At 65.5% G+C, this 26,044-nt stretch carries 31 protein-coding genes, 1 tRNA gene and 1 riboswitch; of the genes, 15 read left to right on the forward strand and 17 right to left on the reverse strand.

Annotated elements, in window-relative coordinates; genetic code table 11:
- The first annotated feature begins 166 nt into the window (after positions 1-166).
- The 6 genes from C8C95_RS07130 (at position 167) to C8C95_RS07155 (ending at position 4,631) form a co-directional block, all read left to right on the forward strand.
- Positions 167-1,066, forward strand: coding sequence for a TetR family transcriptional regulator (locus C8C95_RS07130; protein ID WP_116748115.1), 900 nt, complete (start codon positions 167-169; stop codon positions 1,064-1,066).
- On the forward strand, positions 1,063-1,638 hold the full coding sequence (locus C8C95_RS07135; RefSeq protein WP_116748116.1) for a DUF2867 domain-containing protein: 576 nt from the start codon (positions 1,063-1,065) through the stop codon (positions 1,636-1,638). Before C8C95_RS07130 ends, C8C95_RS07135 begins: the two co-directional genes overlap by 4 nt.
- Entirely contained in the window at positions 1,625-2,956 is a 1,332-nt protein-coding gene (locus tag C8C95_RS07140; RefSeq protein ID WP_116750177.1) for an AarF/ABC1/UbiB kinase family protein, read from the forward strand. The genes C8C95_RS07135 and C8C95_RS07140 overlap by 14 nt, the downstream gene beginning before the upstream one ends.
- Entirely contained in the window at positions 2,953-3,363 is a 411-nt protein-coding gene (locus C8C95_RS07145) for a hypothetical protein (RefSeq protein WP_116748117.1), read from the forward strand. The genes C8C95_RS07140 and C8C95_RS07145 overlap by 4 nt, the downstream gene beginning before the upstream one ends.
- 203 nt (positions 3,364-3,566) lie before the next feature.
- Positions 3,567-4,019, forward strand: a complete 453-nt coding sequence (locus C8C95_RS07150) for a YXWGXW repeat-containing protein (protein WP_116748118.1) — start codon at positions 3,567-3,569, stop codon at positions 4,017-4,019.
- Positions 4,020-4,175: 156 nt separating this feature from the next.
- Positions 4,176-4,631, forward strand: a complete 456-nt coding sequence (locus tag C8C95_RS07155; protein WP_056065438.1) for a YXWGXW repeat-containing protein — start codon at positions 4,176-4,178, stop codon at positions 4,629-4,631.
- 66 nt (positions 4,632-4,697) lie between these two features.
- On the opposite strand, the gene C8C95_RS07160 is transcribed toward C8C95_RS07155, so the two are convergent.
- On the reverse strand, positions 4,698-5,480 hold the full coding sequence (locus C8C95_RS07160; RefSeq protein WP_116748119.1) for a 2-keto-4-pentenoate hydratase: 783 nt from the start codon (positions 5,478-5,480) through the stop codon (positions 4,698-4,700).
- A gap of 228 nt (positions 5,481-5,708) precedes the next feature.
- Positions 5,709-5,820: riboswitch (glycine riboswitch) on the forward strand.
- Between the two features lie 95 nt (positions 5,821-5,915).
- On the opposite strand from C8C95_RS07160, the gene C8C95_RS07165 reads away from it, so the two are divergent.
- Complete coding sequence (locus tag C8C95_RS07165) at positions 5,916-7,235, forward strand: D-amino acid dehydrogenase (protein WP_116748120.1); 1,320 nt, start codon at positions 5,916-5,918, stop codon at positions 7,233-7,235.
- Between the two features lie 56 nt (positions 7,236-7,291).
- On the opposite strand, the gene C8C95_RS07170 is transcribed toward C8C95_RS07165, so the two are convergent.
- Together C8C95_RS07170 and C8C95_RS07175 are read right to left on the reverse strand one after the other, a co-directional pair.
- Positions 7,292-7,630: a cytochrome c gene (locus C8C95_RS07170; RefSeq protein ID WP_116748121.1), complete on the reverse strand. Its 339-nt coding sequence runs from the start codon at positions 7,628-7,630 to the stop codon at positions 7,292-7,294.
- A 1-nt stretch (position 7,631) separates the two neighbouring features.
- Positions 7,632-8,846, reverse strand: a complete 1,215-nt coding sequence (locus C8C95_RS07175) for a sulfite oxidase (protein ID WP_116748122.1) — start codon at positions 8,844-8,846, stop codon at positions 7,632-7,634.
- A 221-nt stretch (positions 8,847-9,067) separates the two neighbouring features.
- On the opposite strand from C8C95_RS07175, the gene C8C95_RS07180 reads away from it, so the two are divergent.
- Together C8C95_RS07180 and C8C95_RS07185 are read left to right on the forward strand one after the other, a co-directional pair.
- Positions 9,068-10,243 (forward strand): rhodanese-like domain-containing protein, encoded by a 1,176-nt coding sequence (locus C8C95_RS07180; protein ID WP_116748123.1) that lies wholly within the window; start codon positions 9,068-9,070, stop codon positions 10,241-10,243.
- Positions 10,244-10,323: 80 nt separating this feature from the next.
- The gene (locus tag C8C95_RS07185) at positions 10,324-11,649 is read left to right on the forward strand and encodes a hemolysin family protein (protein WP_116748124.1); all 1,326 of its coding nucleotides are present in this window, start codon (positions 10,324-10,326) and stop codon (positions 11,647-11,649) included.
- 54 nt (positions 11,650-11,703) lie between these two features.
- On the opposite strand, the gene C8C95_RS07190 is transcribed toward C8C95_RS07185, so the two are convergent.
- From C8C95_RS07190 to C8C95_RS07215, 6 genes are all read right to left on the reverse strand, one after another.
- Positions 11,704-13,038, reverse strand: a complete 1,335-nt coding sequence (locus C8C95_RS07190; RefSeq protein WP_116750178.1) for an FIST N-terminal domain-containing protein — start codon at positions 13,036-13,038, stop codon at positions 11,704-11,706.
- 78 nt (positions 13,039-13,116) lie between these two features.
- Positions 13,117-13,986 (reverse strand): PhaM family polyhydroxyalkanoate granule multifunctional regulatory protein, encoded by an 870-nt coding sequence (locus C8C95_RS07195; protein ID WP_116748125.1) that lies wholly within the window; start codon positions 13,984-13,986, stop codon positions 13,117-13,119.
- A 105-nt stretch (positions 13,987-14,091) separates the two neighbouring features.
- The gene (locus tag C8C95_RS07200) at positions 14,092-14,577 is read right to left on the reverse strand and encodes a copper chaperone PCu(A)C (RefSeq protein WP_056065416.1); all 486 of its coding nucleotides are present in this window, start codon (positions 14,575-14,577) and stop codon (positions 14,092-14,094) included.
- Between the two features lie 63 nt (positions 14,578-14,640).
- Positions 14,641-15,201 (reverse strand): YcnI family protein, encoded by a 561-nt coding sequence (locus C8C95_RS07205; protein WP_207780581.1) that lies wholly within the window; start codon positions 15,199-15,201, stop codon positions 14,641-14,643.
- A 14-nt stretch (positions 15,202-15,215) separates the two neighbouring features.
- Positions 15,216-17,564, reverse strand: a complete 2,349-nt coding sequence (locus C8C95_RS07210; RefSeq protein ID WP_116748126.1) for a TonB-dependent receptor — start codon at positions 17,562-17,564, stop codon at positions 15,216-15,218.
- 80 nt (positions 17,565-17,644) lie between these two features.
- On the reverse strand, positions 17,645-18,016 hold the full coding sequence (locus C8C95_RS07215) for a DUF2946 family protein (RefSeq protein ID WP_207780582.1): 372 nt from the start codon (positions 18,014-18,016) through the stop codon (positions 17,645-17,647).
- Positions 18,017-18,138: 122 nt separating this feature from the next.
- Between C8C95_RS07215 and C8C95_RS07220 the strand changes: the two genes are divergently transcribed.
- The 5 genes from C8C95_RS07220 to C8C95_RS07240 all read left to right on the forward strand — a co-directional run bounded on the left by C8C95_RS07220 (position 18,139) and on the right by C8C95_RS07240 (position 20,775).
- Complete coding sequence (locus tag C8C95_RS07220; protein ID WP_108498674.1) at positions 18,139-18,786, forward strand: glutathione S-transferase; 648 nt, start codon at positions 18,139-18,141, stop codon at positions 18,784-18,786.
- A 123-nt stretch (positions 18,787-18,909) separates the two neighbouring features.
- Positions 18,910-19,281, forward strand: a complete 372-nt coding sequence (locus C8C95_RS07225; protein ID WP_056747886.1) for a TraR/DksA family transcriptional regulator — start codon at positions 18,910-18,912, stop codon at positions 19,279-19,281.
- Positions 19,282-19,345: 64 nt separating this feature from the next.
- The gene (locus tag C8C95_RS07230; protein WP_099729098.1) at positions 19,346-19,720 is read left to right on the forward strand and encodes a hypothetical protein; all 375 of its coding nucleotides are present in this window, start codon (positions 19,346-19,348) and stop codon (positions 19,718-19,720) included.
- Positions 19,721-19,771: 51 nt separating this feature from the next.
- Positions 19,772-20,185 carry a VOC family protein gene (locus C8C95_RS07235; RefSeq protein WP_056065399.1) on the forward strand — a complete coding sequence of 138 codons (414 nt, stop codon included), beginning with the start codon at positions 19,772-19,774 and terminating at the stop codon, positions 20,183-20,185.
- Positions 20,182-20,775, forward strand: a complete 594-nt coding sequence (locus C8C95_RS07240) for a MarC family protein (RefSeq protein WP_015016008.1) — start codon at positions 20,182-20,184, stop codon at positions 20,773-20,775. The genes C8C95_RS07235 and C8C95_RS07240 overlap by 4 nt, the downstream gene beginning before the upstream one ends.
- Positions 20,776-20,871: 96 nt before the next feature.
- Here the strand turns inward: C8C95_RS07240 and C8C95_RS07245 are convergent, their stop codons facing one another.
- Complete coding sequence (locus C8C95_RS07245) at positions 20,872-21,420, reverse strand: Rrf2 family transcriptional regulator (protein ID WP_060987450.1); 549 nt, start codon at positions 21,418-21,420, stop codon at positions 20,872-20,874.
- Positions 21,421-21,568: 148 nt separating this feature from the next.
- On the opposite strand from C8C95_RS07245, the gene nhaR reads away from it, so the two are divergent.
- Positions 21,569-22,465, forward strand: coding sequence for a transcriptional activator NhaR (gene nhaR, locus C8C95_RS07250; RefSeq protein WP_056065394.1), 897 nt, complete (start codon positions 21,569-21,571; stop codon positions 22,463-22,465).
- Positions 22,466-22,620: 155 nt separating this feature from the next.
- On the opposite strand, the gene C8C95_RS07255 is transcribed toward nhaR, so the two are convergent.
- The 7 genes from C8C95_RS07255 to rpmJ all read right to left on the reverse strand — a co-directional run bounded on the left by C8C95_RS07255 (position 22,621) and on the right by rpmJ (position 26,010).
- Positions 22,621-22,697, reverse strand: a tRNA-Met gene (locus tag C8C95_RS07255).
- A 22-nt stretch (positions 22,698-22,719) separates the two neighbouring features.
- On the reverse strand, positions 22,720-23,112 hold the full coding sequence (gene rplQ / locus C8C95_RS07260; protein WP_008906513.1) for a 50S ribosomal protein L17: 393 nt from the start codon (positions 23,110-23,112) through the stop codon (positions 22,720-22,722).
- Positions 23,113-23,266: 154 nt separating this feature from the next.
- Positions 23,267-24,259: a DNA-directed RNA polymerase subunit alpha gene (gene rpoA, locus C8C95_RS07265; protein WP_005793666.1), complete on the reverse strand. Its 993-nt coding sequence runs from the start codon at positions 24,257-24,259 to the stop codon at positions 23,267-23,269.
- 113 nt (positions 24,260-24,372) lie between these two features.
- Positions 24,373-24,996 carry a 30S ribosomal protein S4 gene (gene rpsD / locus C8C95_RS07270; protein WP_008906515.1) on the reverse strand — a complete coding sequence of 208 codons (624 nt, stop codon included), beginning with the start codon at positions 24,994-24,996 and terminating at the stop codon, positions 24,373-24,375.
- Positions 24,997-25,086: 90 nt separating this feature from the next.
- Complete coding sequence (gene rpsK / locus C8C95_RS07275; RefSeq protein WP_005793662.1) at positions 25,087-25,491, reverse strand: 30S ribosomal protein S11; 405 nt, start codon at positions 25,489-25,491, stop codon at positions 25,087-25,089.
- A 16-nt stretch (positions 25,492-25,507) separates the two neighbouring features.
- Positions 25,508-25,873: a 30S ribosomal protein S13 gene (gene rpsM / locus C8C95_RS07280; protein ID WP_008906516.1), complete on the reverse strand. Its 366-nt coding sequence runs from the start codon at positions 25,871-25,873 to the stop codon at positions 25,508-25,510.
- Positions 25,874-25,896: 23 nt separating this feature from the next.
- Positions 25,897-26,010: a 50S ribosomal protein L36 gene (rpmJ, locus tag C8C95_RS07285; RefSeq protein ID WP_005793651.1), complete on the reverse strand. Its 114-nt coding sequence runs from the start codon at positions 26,008-26,010 to the stop codon at positions 25,897-25,899.
- Positions 26,011-26,044 lie beyond the last annotated feature (34 nt).

Raw genomic sequence — 26,044 nt, forward strand, 5'->3', positions numbered from 1 at the left:
CCTCCAATTACTATCTTTTTGATAGCTATCAGCGCGTGAAATACCTGCGCCTGGGGTCAAAAACGTCTCAAAAACCCTCCTTGCGCCCGGCAAGAGGTAGCTTGACGCCACAAACAGAAATAACTATTCTTTAAATTGCAAATTTAATCAATTTAAGAATAGTCTTATGAAAACCACCCGCCAGCAGCAAGACGCCACGCGCCGCCAGATCGTGGCCAGCGCGGTGGATCTCATGACCCGCCAGGGCTTTGACGGCACAACGATGAAAGACATCGCACGCGCCGCCGACATTGGCGACGCCACGATCTACAAATACTTTCCGACCAAGGACCGCATCGTGCTGGGCTACCTGGACGATGTGGCACACCAGGCGCTGGCCGACACGCTGCTGACACCGGGCTTTGCGGGCTACGGCCTGCAAGAAAAGCTGCAGCGCCTGACCGACGCCGTGCTGGAGCGCCTGCTGGCCGACCGCGAGTTTGTGGCCCAGGTGCGCGGTCTGGCGCGGCGCTCGCCGCTGTCGATGCTGGCCGAGCCGCTGGCAGCGCGCCAAAGCCTGCGCGATGCGGTGGCCAGCTTTCTGGAAGCCGCCGAGGCCAGCGGCGAGATCGAGCCCTGCGACTTCAAGGGCCTGGCGGGCAGCCTCTACACCGACTACCTGGCGGGCGTGGTGACGTACTGGCTGGCCGACACCTCCGACGAATTTGCCGACACCACACAACTGGTGGACCTGTCGCTGGGCGTGCTGGTGCAGGCGCTGCGCGGAGGGCTGGTCAACCGTGTGCTGCAACTGGGCGGCTTTGTGCTGCGCAGCCAGATGGCCCGCATGGTGCAACACGGCAGCGGCCTGATGGGCATGCTGCACATGGCCCAGCAGGCCATGGCCAGCGCGCCCACAGCACGGGCATCGCAGCCCCCTGCCGGTAGAGCCGGGGCCGAAGGCCTCGCCCCGAAAACTGCGCAGCCTGCGCGCGCACCCCGCAAACCCCGGGCGACCACCGGCCCCACGAAGGACCCCGCCGCCCAGCGCCCCGCCACGCCCCGCAAAAGAAAGAGCGCCCCATGAATGCGTCCTCTGCCCTCGCCGCCCCCACCACCGCGCGCGCAACCCAGGTGCCGCCCGGCACGGCCATCCACGCCACGCTGCCCGGGGCCGATTTTTTTGATGCCTACGAAGTGGCCGACCGGCACCCCGCGCGCTCAGCCCTGCAGTCGTGGCTGGACGTGGCGGCCCGCACCCCGGCGTGGACACGCGCCCTCATGTTCGTGCGCAACAAGGCCGTGCGCCTGGTGGGCCTGAAGGACCTGGGCCAGCTGGATGACGGCCACCCGCCCGCCAGTGGCCGATCCCTGCGCGACGCGCGCAGCTACCGCGTGGGCGACCGCGTGGGCATCTTCCGCATTCGACACCTGAGCGACACCGAGGTGGTGATGGGCCAGGACGACAAGCACCTGGACGTGCAGGTGTCCATCTGCAAACAGCCCGCCGCCCCCGGCACCGCGCCCCGCGTGGTGCTGAGCACGGTGGTGCACATCCACAACAAGCTGGGCCATGCGTACATGGCGGTGATCACGCCGATCCACCGCGTGATTGCACGCGGCACGGCGCAGCGCCTGGCAGACCATGGCCCAAACTGACGCAAACGCACCCCGCACCGGCAAGCTGGCGCGCAGCGCCATCACGGGGCTCGCTGCTGCGCGCATCGGCATGGCCGAGCTGGGACACCGCACGCGCAAGCGCTCGGCCCAGGCGCAGACCCAGCACGAGGCAGCACTGGGCCGCATCCTGTTTGGTGCGCTGGGGCAGCTGCGCGGCTCAGCGCTCAAGGTGTCACAGCTGCTCAGCATGCACCCAGGCCTGCTGCCCGACGGCGTGCGCAGCGAACTGGCTCGCGCCCACCACCAGGCCCCGCCGCTCAACCGAGCCCTGGTGGGCCGCGTGTTCCGCCAGGCGTTCGGGCAGGAGCCAGAGGCGCTGTTCGACCACTTTGAACCCACTGCGTTTGCCGCCGCCAGCCTGGGCCAGGTGCACCGCGCACAGCTGGCCGGCCACGGCACGGTGGCTGTCAAGGTGCAGTACCCCGGCATTGCCGCCACCATTGCGAGCGACATGCAACTGATGCGCGCCGCGCTGCGCGCGCTGGCCCACACCGACATGCCTTTGCCTACGGATGCCGTACTGGACAGCGTGATGACCGAGATCGAGGCCACGCTGCTGCGCGAGGTGGACTACCTGCAGGAGGCTGAACAAATGCAGTGGTTCGCCCAGCACGCGGCCAGGCCAGGCGTGGTGATGGCGCAGCCCCTGCTCTCGCACACGCGGGCCCAGGTGCTCACTCAGCAATTTCTGCCCGGCCAGCCGCTGCAGGCCTGGCTGACCACACAGCCATCGCAGGCGCTGCGCGACCAGGCTGGGCAGCACCTGTGGGACTGGTTCATGCACTGCATTTTTGTGCTGGGGCGGGTACATGCCGACCCGCACCCGGGCAACTTTCTGTTCGCGCCCGATGGCACGGTCGGCGTGCTCGACTTTGGCTGCACGCGTGCCCTGCCCAGCGCATTCCGGGCGCAGGTGGTGCAGGCGTGGTCGGCCCTGCTGCGCGCTCCCGCCGACCCCGCGCGCAACGCGCAGGTGCTGCAGGCCTACCAGGCGCTGGGGCTCTTGCGCAAGGACCTGACCGTGCAGGCCTACACCACTGAACTCGCCCCCGCGCTGGCCGAGATGCAGGCCTGGCAGATCGAGCCCTTCACCCAGCCGGTGTTTGACTTTGGCACCAAGACACCGCCGCCCATCACCCCCAGCCAGCACCAGCGCGTGCTGGGGCAGCACCTCGCCCAGATCCCCGGCGAGATGCCCGCGTTCGAGCGCATGTGGATGGGGCTGATGCACCTGCTGACGCAGCTGGGTGCCCGGGTGCACACCCGCGCCCACAAGGCACTGGCCGTTCACCCATGACAAACACCGCGAACACCGCGCTGACCCTGGCAGCCGCCGGGCTGACCCTGGTGGGGGTGGCACATTCGGTGCTGGGAGAACTTCTGCTGTTTCGCAGGCTGCGCACGCAGGTCCGCCAGACGGCGGGGCGCGCGGAGGTTGGCACGGCGCAGCAGTTGCTGCACACCCCGCACCTGCGCATCCTGTGGGGCACCTGGCATGTGGCCTCGGTGCTGTGCTGGGCACTGAGCGCCCTGCTCTGGCGCCTGGGCACCGCACCTTGGGACGCGGCCCTGGGCGCCTGGGCCGCCGACGCCGTGGGCATTGCCATCCTGGCCAGTGGCATGCTCGTGTTCTTTGCCACGCATGGCAGACACCCGGCGTGGTGCGCGTTGCTGGTGATTGCGACGCTGGTGTGGTGGCGCTGAAGCAAGCCATCGCGGGCGGATGGATGGGAGACGCCGACGCCGGATGCCTGAGCAGGCGTGACAAAAATCACACGGCAACCGTTTGCCTCCGAAGTCGGCAACACAACTTCACAAAGCTTCGCAATTGGCCTACACCGGCTTGACGCAGCGTGCGCACCATGAAGTCTCCGGTTCCGCAAGGAATCACATCTGAGGAGAACCTTATGGCCCGCAAAGCACTTGCCGCTGTGTCCATCGCCCTGCTGTCGCTGGGCGCCGCGAGCGCGGCGCAGGCGCAGACCAGCGCCACCGTTGTCATCCAGGCAGGTACGCCCGTCTACCAGCAACCCGCCCCGGTGCGCGTGCAGTACCAGGCGCCGCCCCCACCCCGCTACGAGGTGGCGCCGCACCCGCGCCGCGGCATGGTGTGGGTGCCCGGCCACTGGGAGTGGCGCGGCCACCGCCATGTGTGGATGCAGGGCTACTGGGTGAAGGCCCGCCCCGGCTACCACTACCGCGAGCCCCGCTGGGTGGAACACGGCGGCCGCTGGAACATGCAGCCCGGCGGCTGGGACCGTGATGGCGACGGTGTACCGAACCGCCATGACCGGGACCGCGATGGTGATGGCGTGCCCAACCGCTACGACCATCGCCCGGACAACCCCTACCGCCGTTAAGCCGAGGGGCGGCCGCCTGCGGTAGCGCGCAGGCCAGCCCCAAAGCGCCCCCCTGCGCCTACGCCAGGGGCGGCCTCGCGCCTACAGCGCGGTGCAAGGTACCCGTGCACCATCGATACACCCGGTTCCGCATCGAACCACCCACAGGAGACACTCATGGCCCGCCACCCGCTCACCGCAGCATCCCTCGCGCTTATGGCGTTTTTGGCCTTCGCTCCTGCGCAGGCCGCCACCCAGGGCACCGTCATCATTCAGTCCGGCCAGCCCGAGCGCGGATACCAGACTGCGCCCACCTACCAGGTGATTCCTGCGCCGCCACCTCCGCGCAATGAAGCGATGCCCCGCCCTCGCCGAGGCCAGGTATGGGAAGAAGGCCACTGGGAATGGCGTGGCAACCGCCACCACTGGGTGCGCGGCCACTGGGTGCAGGCGCGCAACGGTTACCAATATCGCCAGCCCCAGTGGATCGAACGCGAAGGCCGGTGGGAGATGCAACGCGGTGGCTGGGACCGCGACGGTGACGGCATCTCCAACCGCAACGACCGGGACCGCGATGGCGACGGTGTGCCCAACCGCCGTGACAGCCAGCCGGACAACCCGCGCCGCAATTGAGGGAGCAACTCCCACCGCGACCAGGGCGCTGAGCAGGCCCCATCCCTGCGGTAGCGGCAGACACTGCTACCGCAGCAACAACACAGCCTGACCGAGCCCCGGAAAGTCCGCCACCACTTCGGTACCTGGCGCCACCAGTACGGTGCCAGTGCACGACCCCGTGGTGACCCACTGCCCCGCGCGCAGCCCGCCCAGGCTGCGCGCGCCTTCGTTGGCCAGCCACACCAGCAGCCGCAGCGGGTCGCCCGCCGGATTGCCCCAGGTGGCATGCTGCACGGCCACGGCCCCGTTCACCGACAAGGTCACCGCTTGCGCCAAGGGCTGCACGGCGGCCACATCGTTGGTGCCAGTCCCCACAATCAGCGCCCCGTGGCAGGCCTGGTCGGCCAGACGGCTCCACTCGCCCTGTTGCGCCCAGGCAGCAAAGCGCGTGTCGCACACCTCAATGGCGGCGCGCACCGACACCACCGCCGCCAGCACCTCGGCGGCGCTGAAGGGGGTGGCGCGGGCGGGCAGGTCGGCCCCCAGTTCGTACACCAGCTCCGCCTCCACGCCCATCACGGCAAAACCCGCTGCAGACAGAGCAACCGCCTCACCCGCTGCGGCCGCCCACACCGAATCGCGCGTGAGAGCGGCCCGCGCGGGTTGCGCCTGGGGCGACGCGGCGCCGACCTTCCAGCCTGCGATCTCCCCGCGCGCGCGCACCACGGCGTCCTGCACCGCGTAGGCCTCGGCGGCATCGCGTGGGCGAAGCCCTGCGGGAAAGTCCAGCGGGCGGGGGGTGCGCCCCTCCCGGGCCTGGGTGATGACGGCGGCGCTGGCGACAGGGTCCAAAGCGGTGGGGGGCATGGCAAAACTCTCAGTGGGATAAGGGGTCGGCGGATTATCGGCACCTTCACCAGCGGCCCCGCGCCGCTGCATCAGCAACGATTGCGCCCCATTAGCAGCCGGAGTTGATCTTGCGCGCAGGCTTGGCCCCTAGAATCGGCCTCGCAGGAGAGCACGGCAGCCACAGGCCGCCGCTGCACCGAAGGCGCAAACTCCCATACACGCTCAGGTCCCGTACTGCACCATTCATCAAAGCCGTCTGGAGAGCCGCCTCGCGCAACGCGAAGCGCACCGAAGGAGCAAGCCGCAGCCCGGGTGGGTGGCGGTGAATCTCTCAGGTACCAAGGACAGGGGGAGCGGCAGCCAGGGCATTCATGCGCCAGCTGCACGCTATTGAATTCATAGCTGCCAGCGCATGTTGTTCTAGCGCCAGAGCCCAGAAAGGCTTTGAAAATCATGCGCGTGATCGTTTTGGGCGCCGGCTTGCTCGGCGTGACTTCGGCTTATTTCCTCTCGCAACTGGGTCACGAAGTGACCGTCATCGACCGCCAGGGCACGCCCGGCGCCGAAACCAGCTTTGCCAACGGCGGCCAGATCTCGGTAAGCCATGCCGAGCCCTGGGCCAACCCCAGTGCGCCGCTCAAGGTGCTGCAATGGCTGGGCAAGGAAGATGCGCCCCTGCTCTTCCGTCTGCGCGCCGACATGCGGCAGTGGCTGTGGGGCCTGTCCTTCCTGCGCAACTGCACGCCCGCACGCACGCGCCACAACATCGAACAGATCGTGCGCCTGGGCACCTACAGCCGCGACACGCTGCAGCAGCTGCGCGCGGCCACCGGCATCCAATACGACCAGCGCACGCAGGGCATCCTGCACTTCTATACCAACCAAAAAGAATTCGACGGCGCTCTGGCCCCTGCCGAGCAAATGCGCGCGCTGGGCTGCGAGCGGCAGGTCATCAGCGCCGACGAAGCCGTGCGCATCGAGCCCGCCCTGGCCCATATCCGCCCGCAGCTGGCCGGAGCCACCTACACGGCCGAGGACGAATCCGGCGACGCCAACCAGTTCACACGCGAGCTGGCCAAGCTGTGTGAAGCGGCGGGCGTGCAGTTCCGCATGGGCCACCACATCACCGCGCTGCGCGAGGCAGGCGGCGGCATCGACCATGTGGAAGTGACCAATGCCGAAGGCCGCTTCGAGCGCGTGCGCGGCGATGCGTTTGTGCTGGCCATGGGCTCGTTCAGCCCGCTGCTGGCGCAGCCACTGGGCATCCAGCTGCCGATCTACCCGGCCAAGGGCTACTCGGTGACGATGCCGGTGAAGGACGCTGCCAAGGCGCACCAGGTGAGCCTGACGGACGACGAGTTCAAGCTCGTGTTCTCGCGCTACACCAGCGAACGCGGCGGCGACCGCCTGCGCATTGCCGGCACGGCCGAGCTGAACGGCTACGACCGCCACCTGAACCAGGTGCGCTGCGAGGCCATCGTGCGGCGCGTGGAGCAACTCTTCCCTGGCGCGGGCGACGCGAGCCAGGCCCAGTTCTGGAGCGGCCTGCGCCCCGCCACGCCCAGCAACGTGCCGCTGATCGGCAAGACGAAGGTGGGCAACCTGTTCCTCAATACCGGCCACGGCACGCTGGGCTGGACGCATGCCTGCGGCTCGGGCAAGGCGTTGGCCGACATCGTGAGCGGCCGCGTGCCCGAGGTGGACTTTGCGTTCCAGGGCTTGCAAGGGCGCGCAGCCGGAGCGGCGCTGGTGCCGTCGCGCACGGCGGCCTGAAGCAGCGCGCGGTTGCAGCGAGGCAACGCTGCTGCAACCGCCGCGAGAGGCTGCGCCTACTTGGCGGCGCCTGTGGCGTGTGCCACAAACTGCGCCACGGCCAGCATGTCCTTCTCGCTCATGCGCTCGGCATAGGACGGCATCACGCCGATGCCTGCCTTGAGTGCACGCAGTACACGGCCGGCGTCGGGTTTCAATTCATCCAGCACCGGGCCCACCTGGCCCTCGGCACCGGCGGCCTGCAACGTGTGGCATACGGCGCAGGCGGGCTGGATCTTGGTGAACAGCTCCTTGCCCCGCGCCAGTTCGGCAGGGTCGGCGGCCCAGGCCGACGCACAGGCGCCAGCCGACCACACCGCGACGGCTAGGCGGCGCGCTCGGTTCAATCCATCCATGTCAGGCCACGGTCACGGTGACGGCGTGGTCGCGCCAGCTGGCGTTGTTGTAGCCGCCCAGGTTTTCCTCGCGCTGCTCGGCCTGCACATTGCCGGCCGTGTCGGTGGCGCGGCTGGCCAGCACATGGGTGCCCGCCTCCAGGCGCACCGGCAGCGCAAACTGCCGCCAGGCAAAGGGGCCCAGGTCGGGGCCGATGAGCTTGGCCGCCAACCAGGTCTTGCCGCCATCGGCCGACACCTCCACGCCCTTGATGCCGCGCGTGCCGCCAAAGGCCACGCCATGCACCTGCACCTGTCCGGGCTTGAGTGCCCCCTTGTCGGGCAAGGGGCCGTTGATCCACGACTTCACGCCCATCTCCCACACCGAAGGCTGGTCGGGGCTGGCCTTGCTGCCGGGCGGCGACATGCGGTAGCCGTGCGACATGATGCGCGCCTGCGACTGTGCGCTGGTAAACGCCACGCGCTTGACGTACTTGATGTTGTTCACGCCCTGGTAGCCGGGCACCACCAGCCGCAGCGGGCCGCCATGCGCCAGCGACAGCGGCTCGCCGTTCATCTCCCAGGCCAGCAGGGCATCGTCCATCGCCTTCAAGGGCACCGAGCGCTCCACCAGTACCGACAGCGGGTCCACACCTTCGGGCAGCTTCTCGCCCCCCGTGCCGGTCAGGTAGGCGGCCCCATCGGCCAGCCCGCCCAGGGCGGCCACCACGTTGCGCAGCGGCACACCGCTCCAGACCACACAGCCAGCTGCACCCACCGACCAGGGCGTGCCGCTGGGCTTGCTGGGGAAAAAGCCCCGGCCATTGCCCGAGCACTGCAGCACGGTGGCCACGGTTTCCACGCCCAGCGTCTTGAGCTCCGCCAGCGTCAGGCTGCGCGGGCTCTTGACCCCTTCGACGGACACCGTCCACGCGTCGCGGTTGTCCAGGATGGCCGCGTCAGGCGCAGGCAGGTTGTTGCGCACGTACAGCTGGTTGGACGGCGTGATGACGCTGGTGCCGAACGCGGAGCGGCGCGTCTCCAGCGTGCTGCTGCTGTGCACGATCAACGCATCCGGCGACTTCCACCCCGCATAAGCGGGCAGCGGCTTGGCCGCAGAGGCTGCGGCCTGCTGGGCCCGCACACTGCCCGTCCATCCGGCCAGGCCCAGCGCGCTCAGGGCAGCAGCACTTCCGGCCAACATGTGGCGGCGCGGCAGGGTCATCGAGTCTTTCATGGAAACGTCTCCAAATAGTGGGGTGGACAAAACCTTGTGGCCCCTCGCCATTGGGCGGGGACGGGGGATCGGGTCAGCCCGCATTCTGTGCGGCCGCTCCTCCTGCCGCACGCACGGCGTCGTTAGCAGAAGTAACAAGAACAAAAGATCGGAAACATTCGTACGCAGGTGCGGGGGGCGTGGGCATATTCGCGCTTTGTTTTGGGGAGAGGAGCAGCGCAATGAACACCACCAGAAAACCGACCCGAGGCCCGCTGGGACTGCTACTTGTCCTATGGCTGGGATGCGGCGCAGCACAGGCCCAGCTGACGGCCATCGTGGCCGTGGAACCCACCGCCCGCAAGGCGGCGCATTCCATCCTGCGCACCGCTGCCGAATCAGGCCTGTCGAAAGCCGCGGGCCAGTCGGTGGCACTGACGACCAGCGACGATATGGCCGACGTGATGCGCGCCACCCGCAGCGCGGGCTATGACATCTTCATTGGCCCTGCCCAGGTGGCGGCGTCTGCGTTGCAACGCGGCTACGAACTGGTGGGCGCAACGCAAAAATCAGACAGATACCTGCTGGTCGGGCTGCAGCAGTTGGCGGCAGTGCCTGCGATGAAGGGCCGCAGGCTCTACCTGCCCCAGCAGGACTCGGTCTATACCTACATGGCGCGCGGCATGCTGAACGAGGCAGGACTGTCGTTCCAGGACCTGCGCGCCGTGCAGTACGAAAAATTTCCCCAGGCGGGCCTCACCGCCCTGACCCTGGGCACGGCCGATGCCACCGTGGTGCGCGAGGACGACTGGGCCGAATGGTCTGCGGCGCACCCCGGCATCGCGCGGGTGCTGGCCACGTCGCAGCCCGTTCCGGGCGGGTTCTCCATCGTGGTGAAAAAAGACCTGCCGGCGGATGCGCGCAACAAGCTGGCCCAGTGGTTCAACGCGTCGTCCTCCGCCAGCGGCCTGCCGCCAGTCTCCGTGCGCCCGGAGGCGGTGGAATACCGTCGCGTGGCCGAGCTGGGGCTGTTCACGCCCACCAGCCTGCCTGGGGTCAACCGTGTCACCGCGCGCGAGGCCCAGACCCTGCTGGCGCAGGGCGCCACGCTGGTGGACACCCGCACCGAAAAGGAATTCAAGACCAAGCGCATCCGCGGGGCCGTGTTCGCTGCGTATGTGGAAAAGAGCCTCAAGGACGTGGCCTTCAATGCCGCGCAGGATGACTTCCAGGCGCTGGACAAGCTCCAAGGGCTGGACAGAGCCAAGCCGGTGATTTTTGCGTGCAATGGCGCCGAATGCTGGAAGTCCTACAAGGCCGCCAAGGTAGCCTCCGCCAAGGGCTTCCAGTCGGTGTACTGGCTGCGCGGCGGGTTGCCCGAATGGGACGAAACCGGCCTGCCAACCGAAGGTGGCTAGGAGTCTGCGCAAGGCCTCTGGCCCCTGTCCTTACAATTGGTCGCTTCTCAACTCCCAAGGGCGCGCAAGGCGCCCTTTGTATGGAAATAGCAATACTGTTCGCCCTCATCTGTCTCAACGGCCTGTTTGCCATGTCCGAGATCGCTCTGGTCACGGCCCGCAAAGTCCGGTTGCAAAAGCTGATTGATGAGGGCGATAGCGGTGCCGCCGCGGCCGTGAAGCTGGGCGAAGACCCCACGCGCTTCCTCTCCACCATCCAGATCGGCATCACGTCGATCGGCGTGCTCAACGGTATCGTGGGCGAAGCCGCGCTGGCCGCGCCGCTGGCCTCGTGGCTGGAGCGCCTGGGGGTGCCACTGCCCTACGGCGGCTACGCGGCCACGGGTCTGGTGGTGGTGTTGATCACGTACTTCTCCATCGTGGTGGGCGAACTGGTGCCCAAGCGCATCGGCCAGTCGTACCCCGAGACCTTTGCCCGCCTGGTGGCACGGCCCATCAACTTTCTGGCGCTGGCCACCAAGCCGTTTGTGCTGCTGCTGTCCACATCCACACGCACGCTGCTGCGCCTGTTGGGTGTGAAGGAAACCAGTGGCAGCCCGGTGACCGAAGAAGAGATCCACGCCATGCTGGTCGAAGGCACCACCGCCGGCGTGATCGAGTCGCACGAGCACACCATGGTGCGCAACGTGTTCCGCCTGGACGACCGCCAGATCGGCTCGCTGATGGTGCCGCGTGGTGATGTGGTGTGCCTGGACATCGATGCTCCGTTTGAAGACAACCTCAAATGCATCGAAGAGTCCGACCACGCACGCTTCCCGGTGGTGCGCGGTGGCATGGACAACATCCTGGGCGTGATCAACGCGCGCCAGTGGCTGTCCCGCACCCTGCGCGACAAGGCGCGCGGCGGCCTGGCCGACCAGCCGCTGCAAACGGCGCTGTATGTGCCCGAGACCATCACGGGCATGGAGCTGCTGGACAACTTCCGCCTGTCGGACGTGCACATGGCGTTTGTGATCGACGAATACGGCGAGGTGCAGGGCATCGTCACGCTGCAGGACCTGATCGAAGCCATCACCGGCGAGTTTCAGCCGCGCGACCCAGAGACCTCGTGGGCATTGCAGCGCGAGGACGGCAGCTGGCTGCTGGACGGCCACATCCCCGTGCCCGAGCTGAAGGACCGCCTGAACCTGGACGCCGTGCCCGAAGAAGAACGCGGCCGCTACCACACGCTCAGCGGCATGATCATGCTGCTGACCGGCCGCCTGCCCAAGGTGACCGACACCGTGCAGTGGGAGGACTGGAAGCTGGAAGTGGTGGACATGGATGGCAAGACCATCGACAAGATCCTGGCCACGCGGCTGACGCCCGAGGAAAAAGCCGAGTCTGACGAGAACGGCGCGGGCTGATCGAACCCGCCGGGGGGACTGCTTGCCGGCAAGCCCCCTCTTTCCTCTTCTACATCAGGACGGTGAGGGCTCGCCGTCCACAAACACCGTCAACACGCCGGTGTAGCCGTACAGATGGTGGTGAGCAATTTCGCCCCCCGCAAAGAACCCCGCCAGGGGCACATCGCCCAGCGCATGGCGCACGATCTGCAGCTCAGCGCTGGGCCCGCCAAAATGCGGGCCGCCCCGGCCCGAGCAGCTCACATAAATCGCGCCGCAAATGCGCCGCCCGATGGGCGGTTGAGCGCCAGCGGGCGTTGCGGCTCCCGGTGCGGCATCGAGGCCGCCGGGGGCATCGGACGACAGCATCGGCGCGGGCTCCAGCTCCTCGGGCGATAGCTCCTCCCGGATTTCGGCGCAGATGCGCATGAGGTCGGCACGTGCGGCCGCCACGTTGCGCTGGCAGAACGCCAGGTGCATGCCGGGCTCCACATGGTCGGCCAGGGCCACACCCCGGCGGGAGCCGTCCAACCCCAGGATATGGCGCACGCGCGTGTCGGTGCCAAAGTGGCCCGTGCGGCGCTGGCCCTGTGGCTGCTCCCCCGCACTGACCAGTCCGGCCAGCGTGGCGCGCACCTTGCGCAGGGCAGGCTGCGGATCGCCACTGTCGAGCGACACCTGCAGCGTATCGAGCAGCACATCCAGCGCCGGCTCGCCATCCAGCACAAGCACCACGTTCTCCTGCGCGGCCGTGATGGTGTGCAGCGCGCCCACGGGCTGGCAGCCCTGCGTGACGCGCGACACCAGCGACACGCCCGCGCCAAACGCCACGCCCGAGAGCCCCCCGTCAAACACCCCGCTGGCACCGCCCTGCCCGGCCATGTTGCCGTCACCGCCCACGGCAAACTGCACGCTGGCCGTGCGGCTGGCGCTGAGGCCGCCAAACAGGTAGCCGGTGTCAGTGCGCGCGGCCATCTCGGTCAGCAGTTCGGCCAATTCCGGCGTGTGGCCGTCGGCATGCACCAGCGCTGTGTGGGCCACAAAGCCTGCGCCGGCATGCGGCGCATGGGCGGGCAGCGGCGCCACGCCAGAAAACACGCGGTACTGGTCGGCCGGCACGTCGAGCAGCATGACCGACAGCGCGGGCTCGTCAAAGTATTCGGCATTGTTGGCCGATACGCCCACGCCCACGGTACCGCTCCAGTCGGTCACCTCGGGCAGTTCGCTGCTCAGGTAGTCGAGCAGCGCCTGGGCCTCGTTGGCATAGTGGTCGGTGATGTACAGCAGGCCCAGGGTGGGCGCCGACGCGTAGTCAGGCAATGCCATCTGGGCGCGCAACTGCGCCAGTACCAGCGCAGCGGCCATGCGCCACTGCGGGTGGGTGGCATGGCCGGTGGGGAAGAGTTTCATGGTGATGGTCTCCAGGCCTGGGCGGGGGTGGGGCAGTGCCGCGCCATCTGCGGGCTGCCACACCGGCCCGCTTTGGCGTCAGCCCGCTCGCTTGCGTGCCGCAGGGCTGCGGGTGCTGCCGGCCTTTGTGGCGGCGGGTTTCGTAGTGGCTTTGCGGGCTGCGGGTTTCTTGGCGGCAGCGGCCTTTTTGGCAGTGCCCGCTGATGACGCGGCGGCGCGCTTGGCACCGCCCTGCATGGTCTGCATGCCCTTGGCGGCAAACTGGCTGGCCATGCCGGTGGCTGTCTTGAGGGCTTCCTTGGCCAGGCCGGTGGCCATGTTCTTGGTGGTGTCGATGGCAGTCTGCTTGGCCGCGTCCTTCATGGCGTTGGCCGCGATCTGCTGAAACTGGCTGGTGAGCGCGCCCCACCACTGCATCGGGTCCACCACGGCAGGCTCGGCGGCCGCCGCTGTCTTGCCCTTGGCTTTGCCTTTGGCGGGTTGAGGGGCGGGCTCGGTGTCAGCAGGCTCCTCCTCGGACTCGTCGGCAGCGCTGGCGCGGCCGGTCACGCGGGCGGCAGCACCCGCCACGGCCTCGGCGGCTCCGGTCACCGTGTCAGCGGCTTTTTGCACGCCGCTCATCACCGTGTCGGCGGTCTTGAGCTTGAAGGCGTTGGCCACATCGCCCATGCTGAAGTTCATGCCCTTGAGCGTGGCCAGGGTCATCTTCTGCACCTCCAGCGCCTGGATGGTGGCGGCCAGCGCGCGCGAGTTCTGCTCCAGCCAGAACTGCACGGCCTTGAGCTCGTCGATGCGCTTTTCCAGCTCTTCGACGCTGATGGTGGGCGCCACCCAATTGCTGAGGTTGGGCAACTGCGGAATGCTGCTGGACGCCCCCTTGGCAAGGCTTTGCAGAAAGTCAAAACCGGGGACGAATTTGCCGAAACCGAAGTTGGATGTGTCGCTCATGGCCGCTCCGCAAGAGGTGGGTCGTGAGAACCTGCTGAAGGTTCTGAGGAGTCACAGCTTACTCCAATGCGTTGCGCCCGCGAAGGCGCTGCGGCGGCTGTCACCTCAGTGTTTATGCCCATCCATCATGCTGCCTGCCGTGGCGCCACCGGGTGCAGCCGTGCCCACGGGCAACGTGAGGTTGAGCTTGCTTTCCACGCCCTTGGCGTCCTGGAACACCAGGGTGATGGGCACCGCGCTGTCCTTGGCCAGGGGCGCCTTCAGGTCCAGCAGCATGATGTGGTAGCCCCCGGGCTTGAGTTCCACCGTCTTGCCTGCGGGCAGATCCAGCGTAGGCACCGCACGCATCTTCATGATGTCGCCTTCCATCTTCATCTCGTGCACCTCGGCAAGGCCGGCTGCGGGCGACTCGGCACGTACCAGGCGAGCACCGTCCTTGGCGGTCAGGCGCATGAATGCGCCCGTGGCCTTCTGGCCCTGCACGCTGGCACGCGCCCAGGCGCCTTCGACCTTGACGGCGGCGGTCTGGGCCCATGCAGGGGCACTCAGCAGTGCGGCAAAGACGGCAGCGGTGTGAAGCAGTTTTTTCATGGTGAATGTCTTTCGGTTTGCGAGAGAAGAAAGGGAAGCAGCAACAGGCTCTGGGCCCGACTGTCAATGATTGTGGGCAGCGGCGCCACCGGTGGGCAGAATCTCCAGCGCAGCGGCAGGGGACTTCAGGTCCGACAGCTGCTGGCCCGCCTTGGGCACCTCGGTCCAATCGTTGCGGCCCTCGGTGCAGACCTGGCGCACCGGCCAGTACACGGTGCCCGCCTGCTCCGGCGCCTGGGCCACGAGCACAAACTCGTCGTAGTGCGCGCTTTGCAACATGTCGTCCGGCGTCTTGGCCGTCCAGGTGATGCGCACCACGTCTTCGGTGATGCTGCGGCCGTGGCTGGTGTAGGGCTGGGCCAGCTTGTCGCGCTGCACCTCCACCGTCCAGCCCGGCTTGGGCATGGGGCGTGCACCGCGCATGCCTGCAGGAATGTCCACAACGACCTGCCGCGTGGGCGACGCACCGCAGCCGTGGCCGACCTTGAACGCGGCCTTGTAGCTGGCGCCGGCCGGGGCCACCTGGTATTCGAGCACCACATGGGCAGATGCAGTGCCAAACAGGGCGGTAGCGCCAGTCAAACATGCGGCAGCAGCTATCTTTTTCATAGTATTCAGAGACATGGGATATTTTCCTTTCAGAGGCTTACCTTCAGCTCGGCCATGTAGCTGCGCTGCGGGTAGGGGTGGAAGTTCCAGAACTGGTAGTTGTTGAGGTTGTCGATGCCCACGGCGGCGCTGACCGCTTTGGTGATCTGGTAGCGCACGCGCACATCGGTGGTGAAGTAGCGGCTCGCGCCCTGGTAGGCAAAGCCGTTGGGGTCACTGTTGTCAAGCGTGCTGTACTGCTTGCCGCTGTAGCGCGCGCCCAGGGTGTACGACCACTTGTCATCGGGCCGGTAGGTGGCCACCGCAGTGGCGCGCCACTCGGGGATGCGGGGCTGCCATTGGCCGACGCTGGCCGGGAACTTGTCGTTGCGCGTGATCTTGGAATCCGTCCAGGTCAGGCTGCTGCCCAGCTCCAGCCCGCGCACAAAGACGTTGGTGGCCTGGTACGACAGCTCAATACCCTTGGTACGGATGGCATCCACGTTCTGCACGTTGGTCACGTTGGGCGTGACGAGCACATTGGTCTGCGAGTACAGCGCGTCCTTGGTGCGCTCAAAAAACGCGGTCAGGCGCAGCAGGCCATTGCCCATGTCCCGCTCGGCGGTCAGCTCGGTGGTCCAGCTCTTCTCGGGTTTCAGATTGGGGTCGTTGTTGATGAGCGTGCCACTGCCGTTGATGCCGCCCTGGTACAGCTCGGCCACGGTGGGCATGCGCACGGCGCGGCCAGTGGAGGCCTTGAGCACCCACAGGTCGCTGGCCTGGTAGGCCACGGCAGCCTTGGGCGACACATAGGTTTCGTTGCGCTCGGGGTGGCTCAGCGTGGTGGTGGCGTTGCTGGTCTGGCCATTGCTGGCGCTCCAGCGCTCGGCGCGGGCGCCCAGCACGGCCTTCCACCGTGGCGCGATTTTCCAGGTGTCTTGCGCCCACAGGCCCAGCAGTTGGGTGTCGCCGTTGAAAGCCTGGTTGCGGGCGCCGGCATCACCGCTGATCCAGTTCGTCGTAGCGTTTTCGATAGTGCGCAGCTGGTAGCTGTCGCGCTGCAGCCCAAAGTCCACGATGTGCGCGCCCTGCAGCCCATCGGGCCGCCAGGTGCCCTTGGCGGCCAGCGTGTTCCAGCCCGTGCCTTTACTGTTGACGATGCGCCCTGCCCCACCGTTCAGCGCGGCAGGCAGCGCGACGGTAGCAGCGCGCAGGGTGTCGGTCTGGTAGTCGTACAGGCTGGCGGCCACCTCCCAATCAAACACGCCCTGTGTGCGGCTCTTGACCGACAGACCGTGCATGAAATGCGTGAGGTCTTCGTTGGACACATTGAAGTCCGTGGGCGCGAGCGCAAACGAGCGGCCATTGATGTTGACCGTGCCGCCGTACACCGCATTGCCATTGGCATCGCGCAGGTAGCTGGTGGGCCGCCCTTCGGATTCGTTGTGCCACCAGCCGAAGGTGTAGGCGGCGCGCACGGTGGGCGAAAAGTCATAGGCGATCTTGGCCTTGATGTGGTCTTGCTGCGTGTGGTACTGGGTGGCCGTGCCCAGCAGGTACCAGGGCTGGTTGCTGCGGTTGTTGCCTAGCACCGCGCCCGTCACGGGCGTGCCCGCGCTGCCCACGGTGCCTGCAGACACCAGGCGCGTGGGGAATGTGAGCGGCTGGCCTTCGCTGTCGGTCTTGTTGAAGTTCAGGAACCACGACCAGTCGCCATTTTTGTTGCCCACCGAGGCACTCACCTGCTTGCCGCCGTAGGTGCCGTTGGTGCTGTACAGGTCAAAGGGCTGGTGCTGATAGCTGACCTGCCCGTGCGCCTCGAACTTTGTCGGCATGCGCGTGACGTAGTCCACCACCGCGCCCACCGAGTTGCCTGCGTAGGCGGCCGAAAACGGGCCGTAGAGCACGTCCACGCGCTCAATTTCTTCTGGCGTGACCAGCATCCAGCGTGGCGCGTTGGTGGGGCCGTTGCCCAGGTAGTTGCTCAGCAAAATGCCATCGGCAAACACCATGGACCGCGCCGGGTTGCCCGTGCCCGAGGCGCGGGTGGACAGCACGGCATGGTTGTAATCGCCGATGTAGCGCTTGCGCACCAGCAGGCTGGGCAGGTACTTGAGGGCGTCTTCGCTGTCGGTGGCGTTGATCGCATGCTCGATCTGCTCGCGCGTCACGCCCTCGATGGTGGTGGGGATCTGCGTGGGCAGCGAGGTGGGCTGGCCGCCGGTGATGGTGACCACGCCCAGTTCCTTGGCCGGGGCATGGCTGGTGGTGCTGGTGCTGGTGCTGGTGCTGGTGCTGTCAGCGGTCTGGGCGAATGCGGATGAAGCCCCGGCGGACGCGATGCCAAGGACGACGGGAAAGGCACTGGCCACGGCCAGCGCCATGCGGCTTTTGCGCATGGAAACTCCTGAAAATCAAACCAAATAGGCCGCAAGCGCGAGTGAATCATGCGCCAGCAGCTATCGAATCAATAGCGATTTCAGGAGAGCGACGGGGGCCCGCGCGGCGGCAGGGGCGCAGCGGTGCGCGCTGCAATGTGCGCGGCGGGGATGGGGTGCAGGGCATGCGCCAGCGGGTGAACCACAGGCAGCTGGGCCTGCGATGCGGGAGGGGGAGCGCCCACATGCGCGCACAGCGGGCAGTCCAGCGTGTGGCTGGGCAGCTCCTTGGCTCCGTCGTCGGTCTTGACCAGCACCTTGATCGCCCCTGAGCCGGAGCAGATCAGCTCCATGGCCTGCGGGTGCACCAGCGGCGACGCCACGGCCACGCCGATCGACAACACAAACCACGCCAGCACACAGCGGGCGAGCCAGCGAAGGCTGCGGATGGTTTGGAGGGACGGCAACGACATGAAGGCGCCATTGTAGGTGCGCAGTCCGCGCCAGCCAGTGCACGGGTCATCTGCGTGACCGCCCCGCACCAGGTGCGGGCCTAGGATGTGCGCTTGCCCCTACAACACATCGGAGACACACCATGCTCACACTCTGCGGCTTTTCGGCCAGCAACTACTACAACAAGGTCAAGCTTGCGCTGCTCGAAAAGGGCCTGCCGTTCACCGAAGAACTGGCCTGGGTGGGCGAGACCGACCGCAGCGCCAGCCCGCTGGGCAAGGTGCCCTACCTGCGCACGCCGCAGGGAGCGCTGTGTGAGTCGGCGGTGATCGCCGACTACATCGAAGCCGCCCACCCCGATCACCCGCTGATCCCGGCCGACCCCTTCCAGGCCGCCAAGGTGCGCGAGCTGATCACCTTTCTGGAGTTGCACCTGGAGCTGGTGGCACGCAACCTGTATCCGCAGGCGTTCTTTGGCGGCACCGTGAGCGACACCGCCAAGGAAAAGGTGGGCGCACAGCTGCAGAAGAACATTGCCGCCTTCGGCCAGTTGGCAAAGTTCAGCCCCTACGTGGGCGGCGACACCTTCACGATGGCCGACTGCGCGGCCGTCGTTCACCTGCCGCTGGTCAGCTCCGCCACCAAGATCATCTACGGCAAGGACTACCTGGCCGACCTGCCTGTGCGCGACTACCTCGCCCGCATGGCCGAACGCCCCCATGTGCAGCGCGTGAACGCGGACCGCAAGACCAACACCGCCGAGATGCTGGCGCGCCCGCCCAAGCGCTGAGCCCGCCACGCAGCGGTGTCACCAGGGTGGGGACACCGCACGCCATCCCTTGACCTTGGTCAACCCAGCGCGCCGCGCACAGGCGCACCATGCAGGTATCCGATCACCCCGAGGAGACCCCGCATGGACAAGACCCAAGCCGCACCTTTCCGCCAGCAGTTACTGGCCCAGCAATCCGAGTTGCTGGCCCAGCTGGCCGCGCAGCGCGGTGGTGTCATCGGCCGCGCCGAGGCCGCCGCCGACCACTTCGGACAACCGGAAGACCCGCGTGCCCAGGTTGCCACCGAACGCGAGCTGGAATTTGCCCTGGACGAACGCGAAACCGCACACCTGGCGGCTGTCGAGGCCGCCCTGGCCCGCATCGAAGCCGGCACCTATGGCGAGTGCACGGATTGCGGCACCCACATCACCGCCGCCCGCCTGCACGCCACGCCCGAGGCCGCACGCTGTGTGCATTGCCAGGAAAAGGCCGAGCAACACCGGCGGGCGGCATGAGCGAACGCACGCACTCAGGCTGCTTCTTTCCCGTTTTTTGTCACTCCTTCAAGAAAGCCGATTCATGAGCACTTTTCACGCCGTTGTCTGGATGGACCAATCCGAAGCCCATGTGGTGATGTTCGATCGCGAACACGCGGAAGCCCAGCGCATCAAGTCCCGCAGCCACCACAAGCACCAGGGCAAGGCCGACGACCTCGCGCCGTTTTTTGCCGATATCGCCCAGACACTGACCCACACCCGCGAGGTGCTGCTGGCCGGCCCGGGCCTGGTGCGCAACCAGTTCCGCGACTGGGCCGCCAAACACCATGCGGCCGTGGCCGGCGTGGTGGTGGACTCGGTGGCCGCAGACCACCCGACAGACGCCCAGCTGGTGGCCATGGCGCGCCAGTACTTCAAGAAGTTTGACAACATGGCCGCCGATCCGTCGGTCGCCTGACCGACCTCCCGGCCGCGCCACGGCGTGGCACTGGCTGCTATCCTCTGCGGGATGCGCAGCCTTTTTCACCTCGCCTTTCACGTCACCGACCTGGATGCCGCCCGGCGCTTTTACGGCGGCGTGCTGGGCTGCCTCGAGGGTCGAAGCACCGACACCTGGGTGGACTTCGACTTCTTCGGCCACCAGATCTCGTTGCATCTGGGCACGCCTTTTGCCAGCGCCCGCACCGGGCACGTGGGAGACCATCTGGTGCCCATGCCGCACTTCGGCGCCATCCTGGAGTTGCCCGACTGGCATGCGCTGGCCGCACGGCTGAAGGCCGCCGACACCGCCTTCGTGCTGGAGCCGCAGGTGCGTTTTGAAGGCCAACCCGGCGAGCAGTGGACGATGTTCTTCCACGACCCCAGCGGCAACCCGATTGAGATCAAGGGCTTTCGCTCGCTGGACGCGGTGTACGCAACGTGAGCTACACCTTCGCGTCGGCCACCATCCTGCTCCTGCTGATCACCGATCCGCTGGGCAACATCCCCATCTTTGCCAATGCCCTGCGGGGCGTGGCGCCCGAGCGCCGGGCGCGGGTGATCCTGCGGGAGGTGCTGATTGCGTTTGCACTGCTGCTGGTGTTCTTGTTCTTCGGAGCGGAGTTCCTGCGGGTCATGAATTTGAGCGACTTGTCGCTGCAGATTGCCGGTGCCGTGGTGTTGTTTCTGATCGCACTGCGCATGATCTTTCCGTCGGCGGACGGACCACAGGCGGAGCTACCGGGCGAGCCGCTGATCGTGCCGCTTGCCATCCCCGCGCTGGCAGGCCCTTCGGCGCTGGCCACGGTGATGCTGCTGGTGGCCCAGGCCCCCGAGCGGCGATGGGAATGGGTGGGCGCACTGTGCGTCACCATGGCCGTATGTGCCGTGGTGTTGCTGCTGGCCGAACGCATCCAGCGCCTGGTGGGCGAACGCGTGGTGATGGCGTTTGAACGCCTGATGGGCCTGATCCTGGTCGCGATCTCGGTGGAGATGCTGATCCGGGGAATCAAGCAACTCGCACACCAGTTGTAGCGTAGCCGTCGGCAGCCGGGCATCCTGCCGCGGCGCCAGCCTCGGTGGGCTTGGCGCCGCACCCGACGCCTTGCACCACCGCAGGGTCCCTTCGCCTCAGCGGCGCTGCAGGATCGGCATGCTCCCCAAGGCAAACACCGAGTTGGGCACATTGACCCGCGCCATCAGTGGACGGGGCTTGGGCGCCAGGGGCAGCTTGGTCCGGGCAGCTGGGGCCTTTTCCTCCACCACCGTGCCCTGCTTCAGGGCCTGGTCCACCAAGTCCTGCAGCGTCACCGACTGCAGGTATTCCATCACGCGGGAGTTGAAGCTGGTCCACAGCTCGCCCGTCATGGATTTGACCTGCGCAGCCTGGCCGGCGCCGAGGTTCTGCAGCTCGTCGTTCTTGAGGTTCTCCACCGCCAGGATGATTTCGGCCACCGACACCTGCTCGGCCCGCCGCGCCAGCGTGTAGCCGCCGCCTGGTCCGCGGGTACTGTCCACGAGGCCGGCACGGCGCAGCGCGCTGAACAGCTGCTCCAGGTAGGAAAGGGAAATACCCTGCCGCGCGCTGATGGTGGACAAGGGCACGGGCCGCATCTTCTGGCGCAGGGCCAGGTCGGTCATGGCGGACACCGCCAGCTGTCCTCGGGTCGTGATACGCATCGTTGCTACTCCTTGTGAACACAGGCAGCTCCAGGCCGCAGCGCAGATCGCCACGGAAGCTGCCAAACGTCAATGTAGAGAATTTCATACTTCGCGTATATTCGTTTTATTGAGTTTTATTCTTCGATTTACACGAAGTATTGACTGTATGAACTTCAAGCACCTGCGCTATTTCTGGACGGTTGCCAAGGCTGGCGGTGTGATGCGGGCCGGTGAGCAGCTCAACACCACTCCGCAAACACTGTCCGGCCAGATCAAGCAACTGGAAGAGTGGCTGGGCCACGACCTGTTCCGGAAAAGGGGACGGGGCCTGGAGCTGACCAGCGAGGGGCGTGTGGCCCTGGGGTATGCCGAGCAGATCTTCGCGCTGGGCGACGAGCTGGAAAAATCCATCCGGTTGGCGCGCGGACAAGAGAAGCCGCTGGAATTCCGCGTGGGGGTGGCAGACTCGGTAGCCAAGTCGGTGGCCTACCACCTGCTGGAGCCCGCACTGGGCATGCCGCAGCGCGTGCACATGACCTGCCATGAGGGCAAGTTCCCCGAATTGATTGCGCAGTTGAGCCTGCACCGGCTGGACCTCGTGCTGGCAGACGAGCCTGTTTCCAACAAGATCGGCGTCAAAGCCTTCAACCACCCACTGGGCACCAGCAGCATGAGTTTTTTGTGCGCTCCCGCCCTGCGTGCGCAACTGGAGGGGCCATTCCCCCAGTGCCTGCATGGCGCGCCCATGCTCATCCAAGGTCCTATGTCGTCCGTTCGCCAGCAACTCGACCACTGGCTGAACAAACACCACCTGCAACCCCGTCTCGTCGGTGAGTTTGACGACAGCGCGTTGATGAACGCGTTTGGGCGTGAAGGCCGGGGCATCTTCACATCCCCTTCCGTGCTGGAGGAGGAGACCACTGCTCAGTTTGGCGTGGAGGTTATCGGCCGCTCCTCAGACTTGGTGGAAGAATTCTTTGCGATCTCCATTGAAAGGCGCATTACGCACCCCTGTGTGGTGGCCATCACCAAGGCCGCCAAGGCAGATCTGTTCGCTCACTGAGCCGGTAGGAGCGCGATGGCGCTCTGCACAGGAGGAACAAGTTGTCATCAACACGCCAGCTCGCGCCCTCATGGAGCACAAGCAACGAGTGAGAGCACAAACAAAAACGCCCACTGTTAAGTGGGCGTTTTGTTTTAGCAATGCTTGCTATGTTTTGGTTGCGCGAGAAGGATTTGAACCTCCGACCTTTGGGTTATGAGCCCAACGAGCTACCAGACTGCTCCATCGCGCGGTAAGAAATAAATTATACCCTATTATTCAGCTGCTGCCGAATTATTTTCGGTTTCTGCAGCACGATCGACCAATTCGACCAGGGCCATAGGCGCATTGTCGCCCACGCGGAAGCCCATCTTCAGAATGCGGGTGTAACCGCCAGGACGCACCTTGAAACGCGGGCCCAGGTCGTTGAACAGCTTGGTCACGCTGTCACGGTCACGCAGACGGTTGAATGCCAGGCGGCGGTTGGCGACAGAATCTTCCTTGGCCAAGGTGATCATGGGCTCGATCACGCGGCGCAGTTCCTTGGCCTTGGGGACGGTGGTCTTGATGACTTCGTGCTCAATGAGCGAGTTCATCATGTTCTGCAGCATCGCGAGGCGGTGCGAGCTGGTGCGGTTGAGTTTGCGAAGGCCGTGTCCGTGGCGCATGGTGCTTTCTTTCTACTGTCTATGTAATTAAATCAGGCAGCCGTATCAGGTACTGTCCGAGGCACTGTTCCCAGGAGGGAACGAAAAGTCCCCCTTGCGGGGGACATCAAACCGGGCGCCCAAAATTTGGGCAGCTTTCGATTATAGCTTTGGCTTAACGCTTGTCCAGACCTGCTGGCGGCCAGTTCTCAAGCTTCATGCCCAAGGTGAGGCCACGCGATGCCAGCACTTCCTTGATTTCGTTGAGCGACTTGCGGCCGAGGTTAGGCGTCTTGAGCAGCTCGTTCTCGGTGCGCTGAATCAGATCACCGATGTAGTAGATGTTCTCGGCCTTCAGGCAGTTGGCAGAACGCACGGTCAGTTCCAGCTCGTCCACAGGACGCAGCAGGATCGGATCGAACGTTGCATTGCCACGTGGGCCTGCGGGTGCGTCGAACGCAGCCAGCTCGCCGCCTTCCAGCTGCGCGAATACCGCCAGCTGTTCCACCAGGATCTTGGCAGATGCCCGCACGGCATCTTCGGCAGTGATCGCGCCGTTGGTCTCGATCTCGACCACCAGCTTGTCCAAGTCGGTACGCTGCTCCACACGGGCGCTTTCCACGGTGTAGCTCACACGCTTCACGGGGGAGAACGACGCGTCCAGCACGATGCGGCCAATCGACTTGGTCGACTCGTCGGCATAGCGGCGCAGATTGCCGGGCACATAGCCGCGACCCTTCTCTACCTTGATCTGCATGTCCAGCTTCCCGCCAGCAGACAGGTTGGCGATCACGTGATCAGGGTTGACGATTTCCACGTCGTGAGGGGTCTGGATGTCACGGGCAGTGACCACACCTTCGCCATCTTTGCGCAGGCTCAACGTCACTTCATCACGGTTATGGAGCTTGAACACCACACCCTTGAGGTTCAGCAGGATATTGACCACATCCTCTTGAACACCGTCAATAGACGAATACTCGTGCAGAACGCCTGCAATGGTGACTTCCGTCGCTGCGTAACCCACCATGGACGAGAGCAGGACGCGCCGAATGGCGTTGCCCAGCGTGTGGCCGTACCCACGCTCGAACGGCTCCAGTGCGACCTTGGCACGGTTGTGGCCAAGCTGCTCGACATTGATCGCCTTGGGTTTCAGCAAATTGGTTTGCATTCAGACTTCCTCTCAATACCCCCAGCTCGTTACACCGGTAAGGCTGGTGAAGCGCCTAAACCGCGATGCCTCGCGGTTCAGGGACGGTTTTCTTGAATTACGTACTCGACCGATTAGCGCGAGTACAACTCAACGATCAGCGATTCGTTGATGTCGGCGCCAAACTCATCACGGTCTGGCACCTTCTTGAAGATGCCTTCTGCCTTCTCGGCATTCACTTCCACCCATGCGGGCATGCCCACTTGAGCTGCCAGTTGCAGGGCTTCCACCACGCGATTTTGCTTCTTGGACTTTTCACGCACAGCCACCACGTCACCCGTCTTCACGAGGTACGAAGCAATGTTCACGGACTTGCCGTTCACGGTGATCGCCTTGTGCGACACCAGCTGGCGCGCTTCAGCGCGAGTGGAGCCGAAACCCATGCGGTACACGACGTTGTCGAGACGGGACTCCAACAGGAACAGCAGATTGGCGCCAGTGTTGCCCTTCTTGCCTTCGGCGGCTTCGAAGTAACGGCGGAATTGCTTTTCCAGCACGCCGTACATGCGCTTGACCTTCTGCTTTTCACGCAGTTGCAGACCGTAGTCAGAGGTGCGGGCACCCGAGGTGCGGCCGTGCTGACCAGGCTTGGAGTCGAATTTGGACTTGTCAGCGATCGAGCGACGGGCGCTCTTCAGGAACAGGTCAGTGCCTTCACGGCGGGAGAGTTTGGCCTTGGGGCCGAGGTAACGTGCCACTTGAGCTTCCTTTGTGTCATCTACCGCAAACCATTGCGGGAGCCGCCTGAGGCGCTTGCGCGTTCACAGGCGGCGGTGGGCTTAGAGAGATTAGATACGACGGCGCTTTTGAGGGCGGCAGCCGTTGTGTGGCACCGGGGTCACATCGGAGATCGATGTGATACGGATGCCCAGTGCGCCCAATGCGCGCACCGAAGACTCACGACCAGGACCTGGGCCCTTGATTTCAACGTCAAGGTTCTTGATACCTTGATCGATGGCAGCGCGACCAGCCACTTCCGAAGCCACTTGGGCTGCGAATGGGGTGGACTTGCGCGAACCCTTGAAACCTTGGCCACCGGACGAAGCCCACGACAGAGCGTTGCCCTGACGGTCGGTGATCGTGATGATGGTGTTGTTGAACGAGGCGTGCACGTGTGCAATGCCGTCCGAAACATTCTTCCGGACCTTCTTGCGAACGCGCTGAGCTGCGTTATTGGCAGGAGACTTAGCCATGATGATCTTTCAATCTTTATTTCTTCAGTGCAGCTGCACCCTTGCGCGGACCCTTGCGAGTGCGAGCATTGGTACGGGTGCGCTGACCACGCATTGGCAGACCGCGGCGATGGCGGAAGCCACGATAGCAGCCGATGTCCATCAAACGCTTGATGTTCATCGTGGTTTCGCGGCGCAGGTCACCTTCAATGGTGAACTGCTCGATTTGCTCGCGAATTTTTTCCAGATCGCCGTCCGTCAGATCCTTGATCTTCTTGGAGTAAGCGATACCAGTTGCTTCGCAGATCTTGCGAGCGCGGGTGCGACCAATGCCAAAAATGGCGGTCAAACCGATTTCCGCGTGCTTGTGCGGCGGAATGTTAATGCCAGCGATACGTGCCATATGCGTCCTCTAATACTTTCCAATCAACCTTGGCGCTGCTTGTGACGCAGATCCGTGCAGATCACGCGCACCACACCCTTGCGGCGGATGATCTTGCAGTTGCGGCAGATTTTTTTGACCGAAGCCGAAACTCTCATTGCATTCTCCTAAAACTTTTCCATCCGTCCCGGC

This window comes from Acidovorax sp. 99 (genome assembly GCF_003096455.1).
Lineage (GTDB): Bacteria > Pseudomonadota > Gammaproteobacteria > Burkholderiales > Burkholderiaceae_C > Acidovorax > Acidovorax delafieldii.

Bases quoted from the DNA above. Each gene is read 5' to 3' on its own strand.
- nhaR (WP_056065394.1), top strand. From the start codon at position 21,569: ATGAACTTCAAGCACCTGCGCTATTTCTGGACGGTTGCCAAGGCTGGC.
- rplQ (WP_008906513.1), bottom strand. From the start codon at position 23,112: ATGCGCCACGGACACGGCCTTCGCAAACTCAACCGCACCAGCTCGCAC.
- C8C95_RS07180 (WP_116748123.1), top strand. From the start codon at position 9,068: ATGAACACCACCAGAAAACCGACCCGAGGCCCGCTGGGACTGCTACTT.
- C8C95_RS07210 (WP_116748126.1), bottom strand. From the start codon at position 17,564: ATGCGCAAAAGCCGCATGGCGCTGGCCGTGGCCAGTGCCTTTCCCGTC.
- C8C95_RS07150 (WP_116748118.1), top strand. From the start codon at position 3,567: ATGGCCCGCAAAGCACTTGCCGCTGTGTCCATCGCCCTGCTGTCGCTG.
- C8C95_RS07205 (WP_207780581.1), bottom strand. From the start codon at position 15,201: ATGTCTCTGAATACTATGAAAAAGATAGCTGCTGCCGCATGTTTGACT.
- C8C95_RS07190 (WP_116750178.1), bottom strand. From the start codon at position 13,038: ATGAAACTCTTCCCCACCGGCCATGCCACCCACCCGCAGTGGCGCATG.
- C8C95_RS07230 (WP_099729098.1), top strand. From the start codon at position 19,346: ATGAGCACTTTTCACGCCGTTGTCTGGATGGACCAATCCGAAGCCCAT.
- rpoA (WP_005793666.1), bottom strand. From the start codon at position 24,259: ATGCAAACCAATTTGCTGAAACCCAAGGCGATCAATGTCGAGCAGCTT.
- C8C95_RS07200 (WP_056065416.1), bottom strand. From the start codon at position 14,577: ATGAAAAAACTGCTTCACACCGCTGCCGTCTTTGCCGCACTGCTGAGT.
- C8C95_RS07160 (WP_116748119.1), bottom strand. From the start codon at position 5,480: ATGCCCCCCACCGCTTTGGACCCTGTCGCCAGCGCCGCCGTCATCACC.
- C8C95_RS07170 (WP_116748121.1), bottom strand. From the start codon at position 7,630: ATGGATGGATTGAACCGAGCGCGCCGCCTAGCCGTCGCGGTGTGGTCG.
- C8C95_RS07165 (WP_116748120.1), top strand. From the start codon at position 5,916: ATGCGCGTGATCGTTTTGGGCGCCGGCTTGCTCGGCGTGACTTCGGCT.
- C8C95_RS07185 (WP_116748124.1), top strand. From the start codon at position 10,324: ATGGAAATAGCAATACTGTTCGCCCTCATCTGTCTCAACGGCCTGTTT.
- C8C95_RS07215 (WP_207780582.1), bottom strand. From the start codon at position 18,016: ATGTCGTTGCCGTCCCTCCAAACCATCCGCAGCCTTCGCTGGCTCGCC.
- C8C95_RS07195 (WP_116748125.1), bottom strand. From the start codon at position 13,986: ATGAGCGACACATCCAACTTCGGTTTCGGCAAATTCGTCCCCGGTTTT.
- C8C95_RS07130 (WP_116748115.1), top strand. From the start codon at position 167: ATGAAAACCACCCGCCAGCAGCAAGACGCCACGCGCCGCCAGATCGTG.
- C8C95_RS07145 (WP_116748117.1), top strand. From the start codon at position 2,953: ATGACAAACACCGCGAACACCGCGCTGACCCTGGCAGCCGCCGGGCTG.
- C8C95_RS07235 (WP_056065399.1), top strand. From the start codon at position 19,772: ATGCGCAGCCTTTTTCACCTCGCCTTTCACGTCACCGACCTGGATGCC.
- rpsK (WP_005793662.1), bottom strand. From the start codon at position 25,491: ATGGCTAAGTCTCCTGCCAATAACGCAGCTCAGCGCGTTCGCAAGAAG.
- C8C95_RS07155 (WP_056065438.1), top strand. From the start codon at position 4,176: ATGGCCCGCCACCCGCTCACCGCAGCATCCCTCGCGCTTATGGCGTTT.
- rpsM (WP_008906516.1), bottom strand. From the start codon at position 25,873: ATGGCACGTATCGCTGGCATTAACATTCCGCCGCACAAGCACGCGGAA.
- C8C95_RS07225 (WP_056747886.1), top strand. From the start codon at position 18,910: ATGGACAAGACCCAAGCCGCACCTTTCCGCCAGCAGTTACTGGCCCAG.
- C8C95_RS07135 (WP_116748116.1), top strand. From the start codon at position 1,063: ATGAATGCGTCCTCTGCCCTCGCCGCCCCCACCACCGCGCGCGCAACC.
- C8C95_RS07175 (WP_116748122.1), bottom strand. From the start codon at position 8,846: ATGAAAGACTCGATGACCCTGCCGCGCCGCCACATGTTGGCCGGAAGT.
- C8C95_RS07140 (WP_116750177.1), top strand. From the start codon at position 1,625: ATGGCCCAAACTGACGCAAACGCACCCCGCACCGGCAAGCTGGCGCGC.
- C8C95_RS07245 (WP_060987450.1), bottom strand. From the start codon at position 21,420: ATGCGTATCACGACCCGAGGACAGCTGGCGGTGTCCGCCATGACCGAC.
- C8C95_RS07220 (WP_108498674.1), top strand. From the start codon at position 18,139: ATGCTCACACTCTGCGGCTTTTCGGCCAGCAACTACTACAACAAGGTC.
- rpmJ (WP_005793651.1), bottom strand. From the start codon at position 26,010: ATGAGAGTTTCGGCTTCGGTCAAAAAAATCTGCCGCAACTGCAAGATC.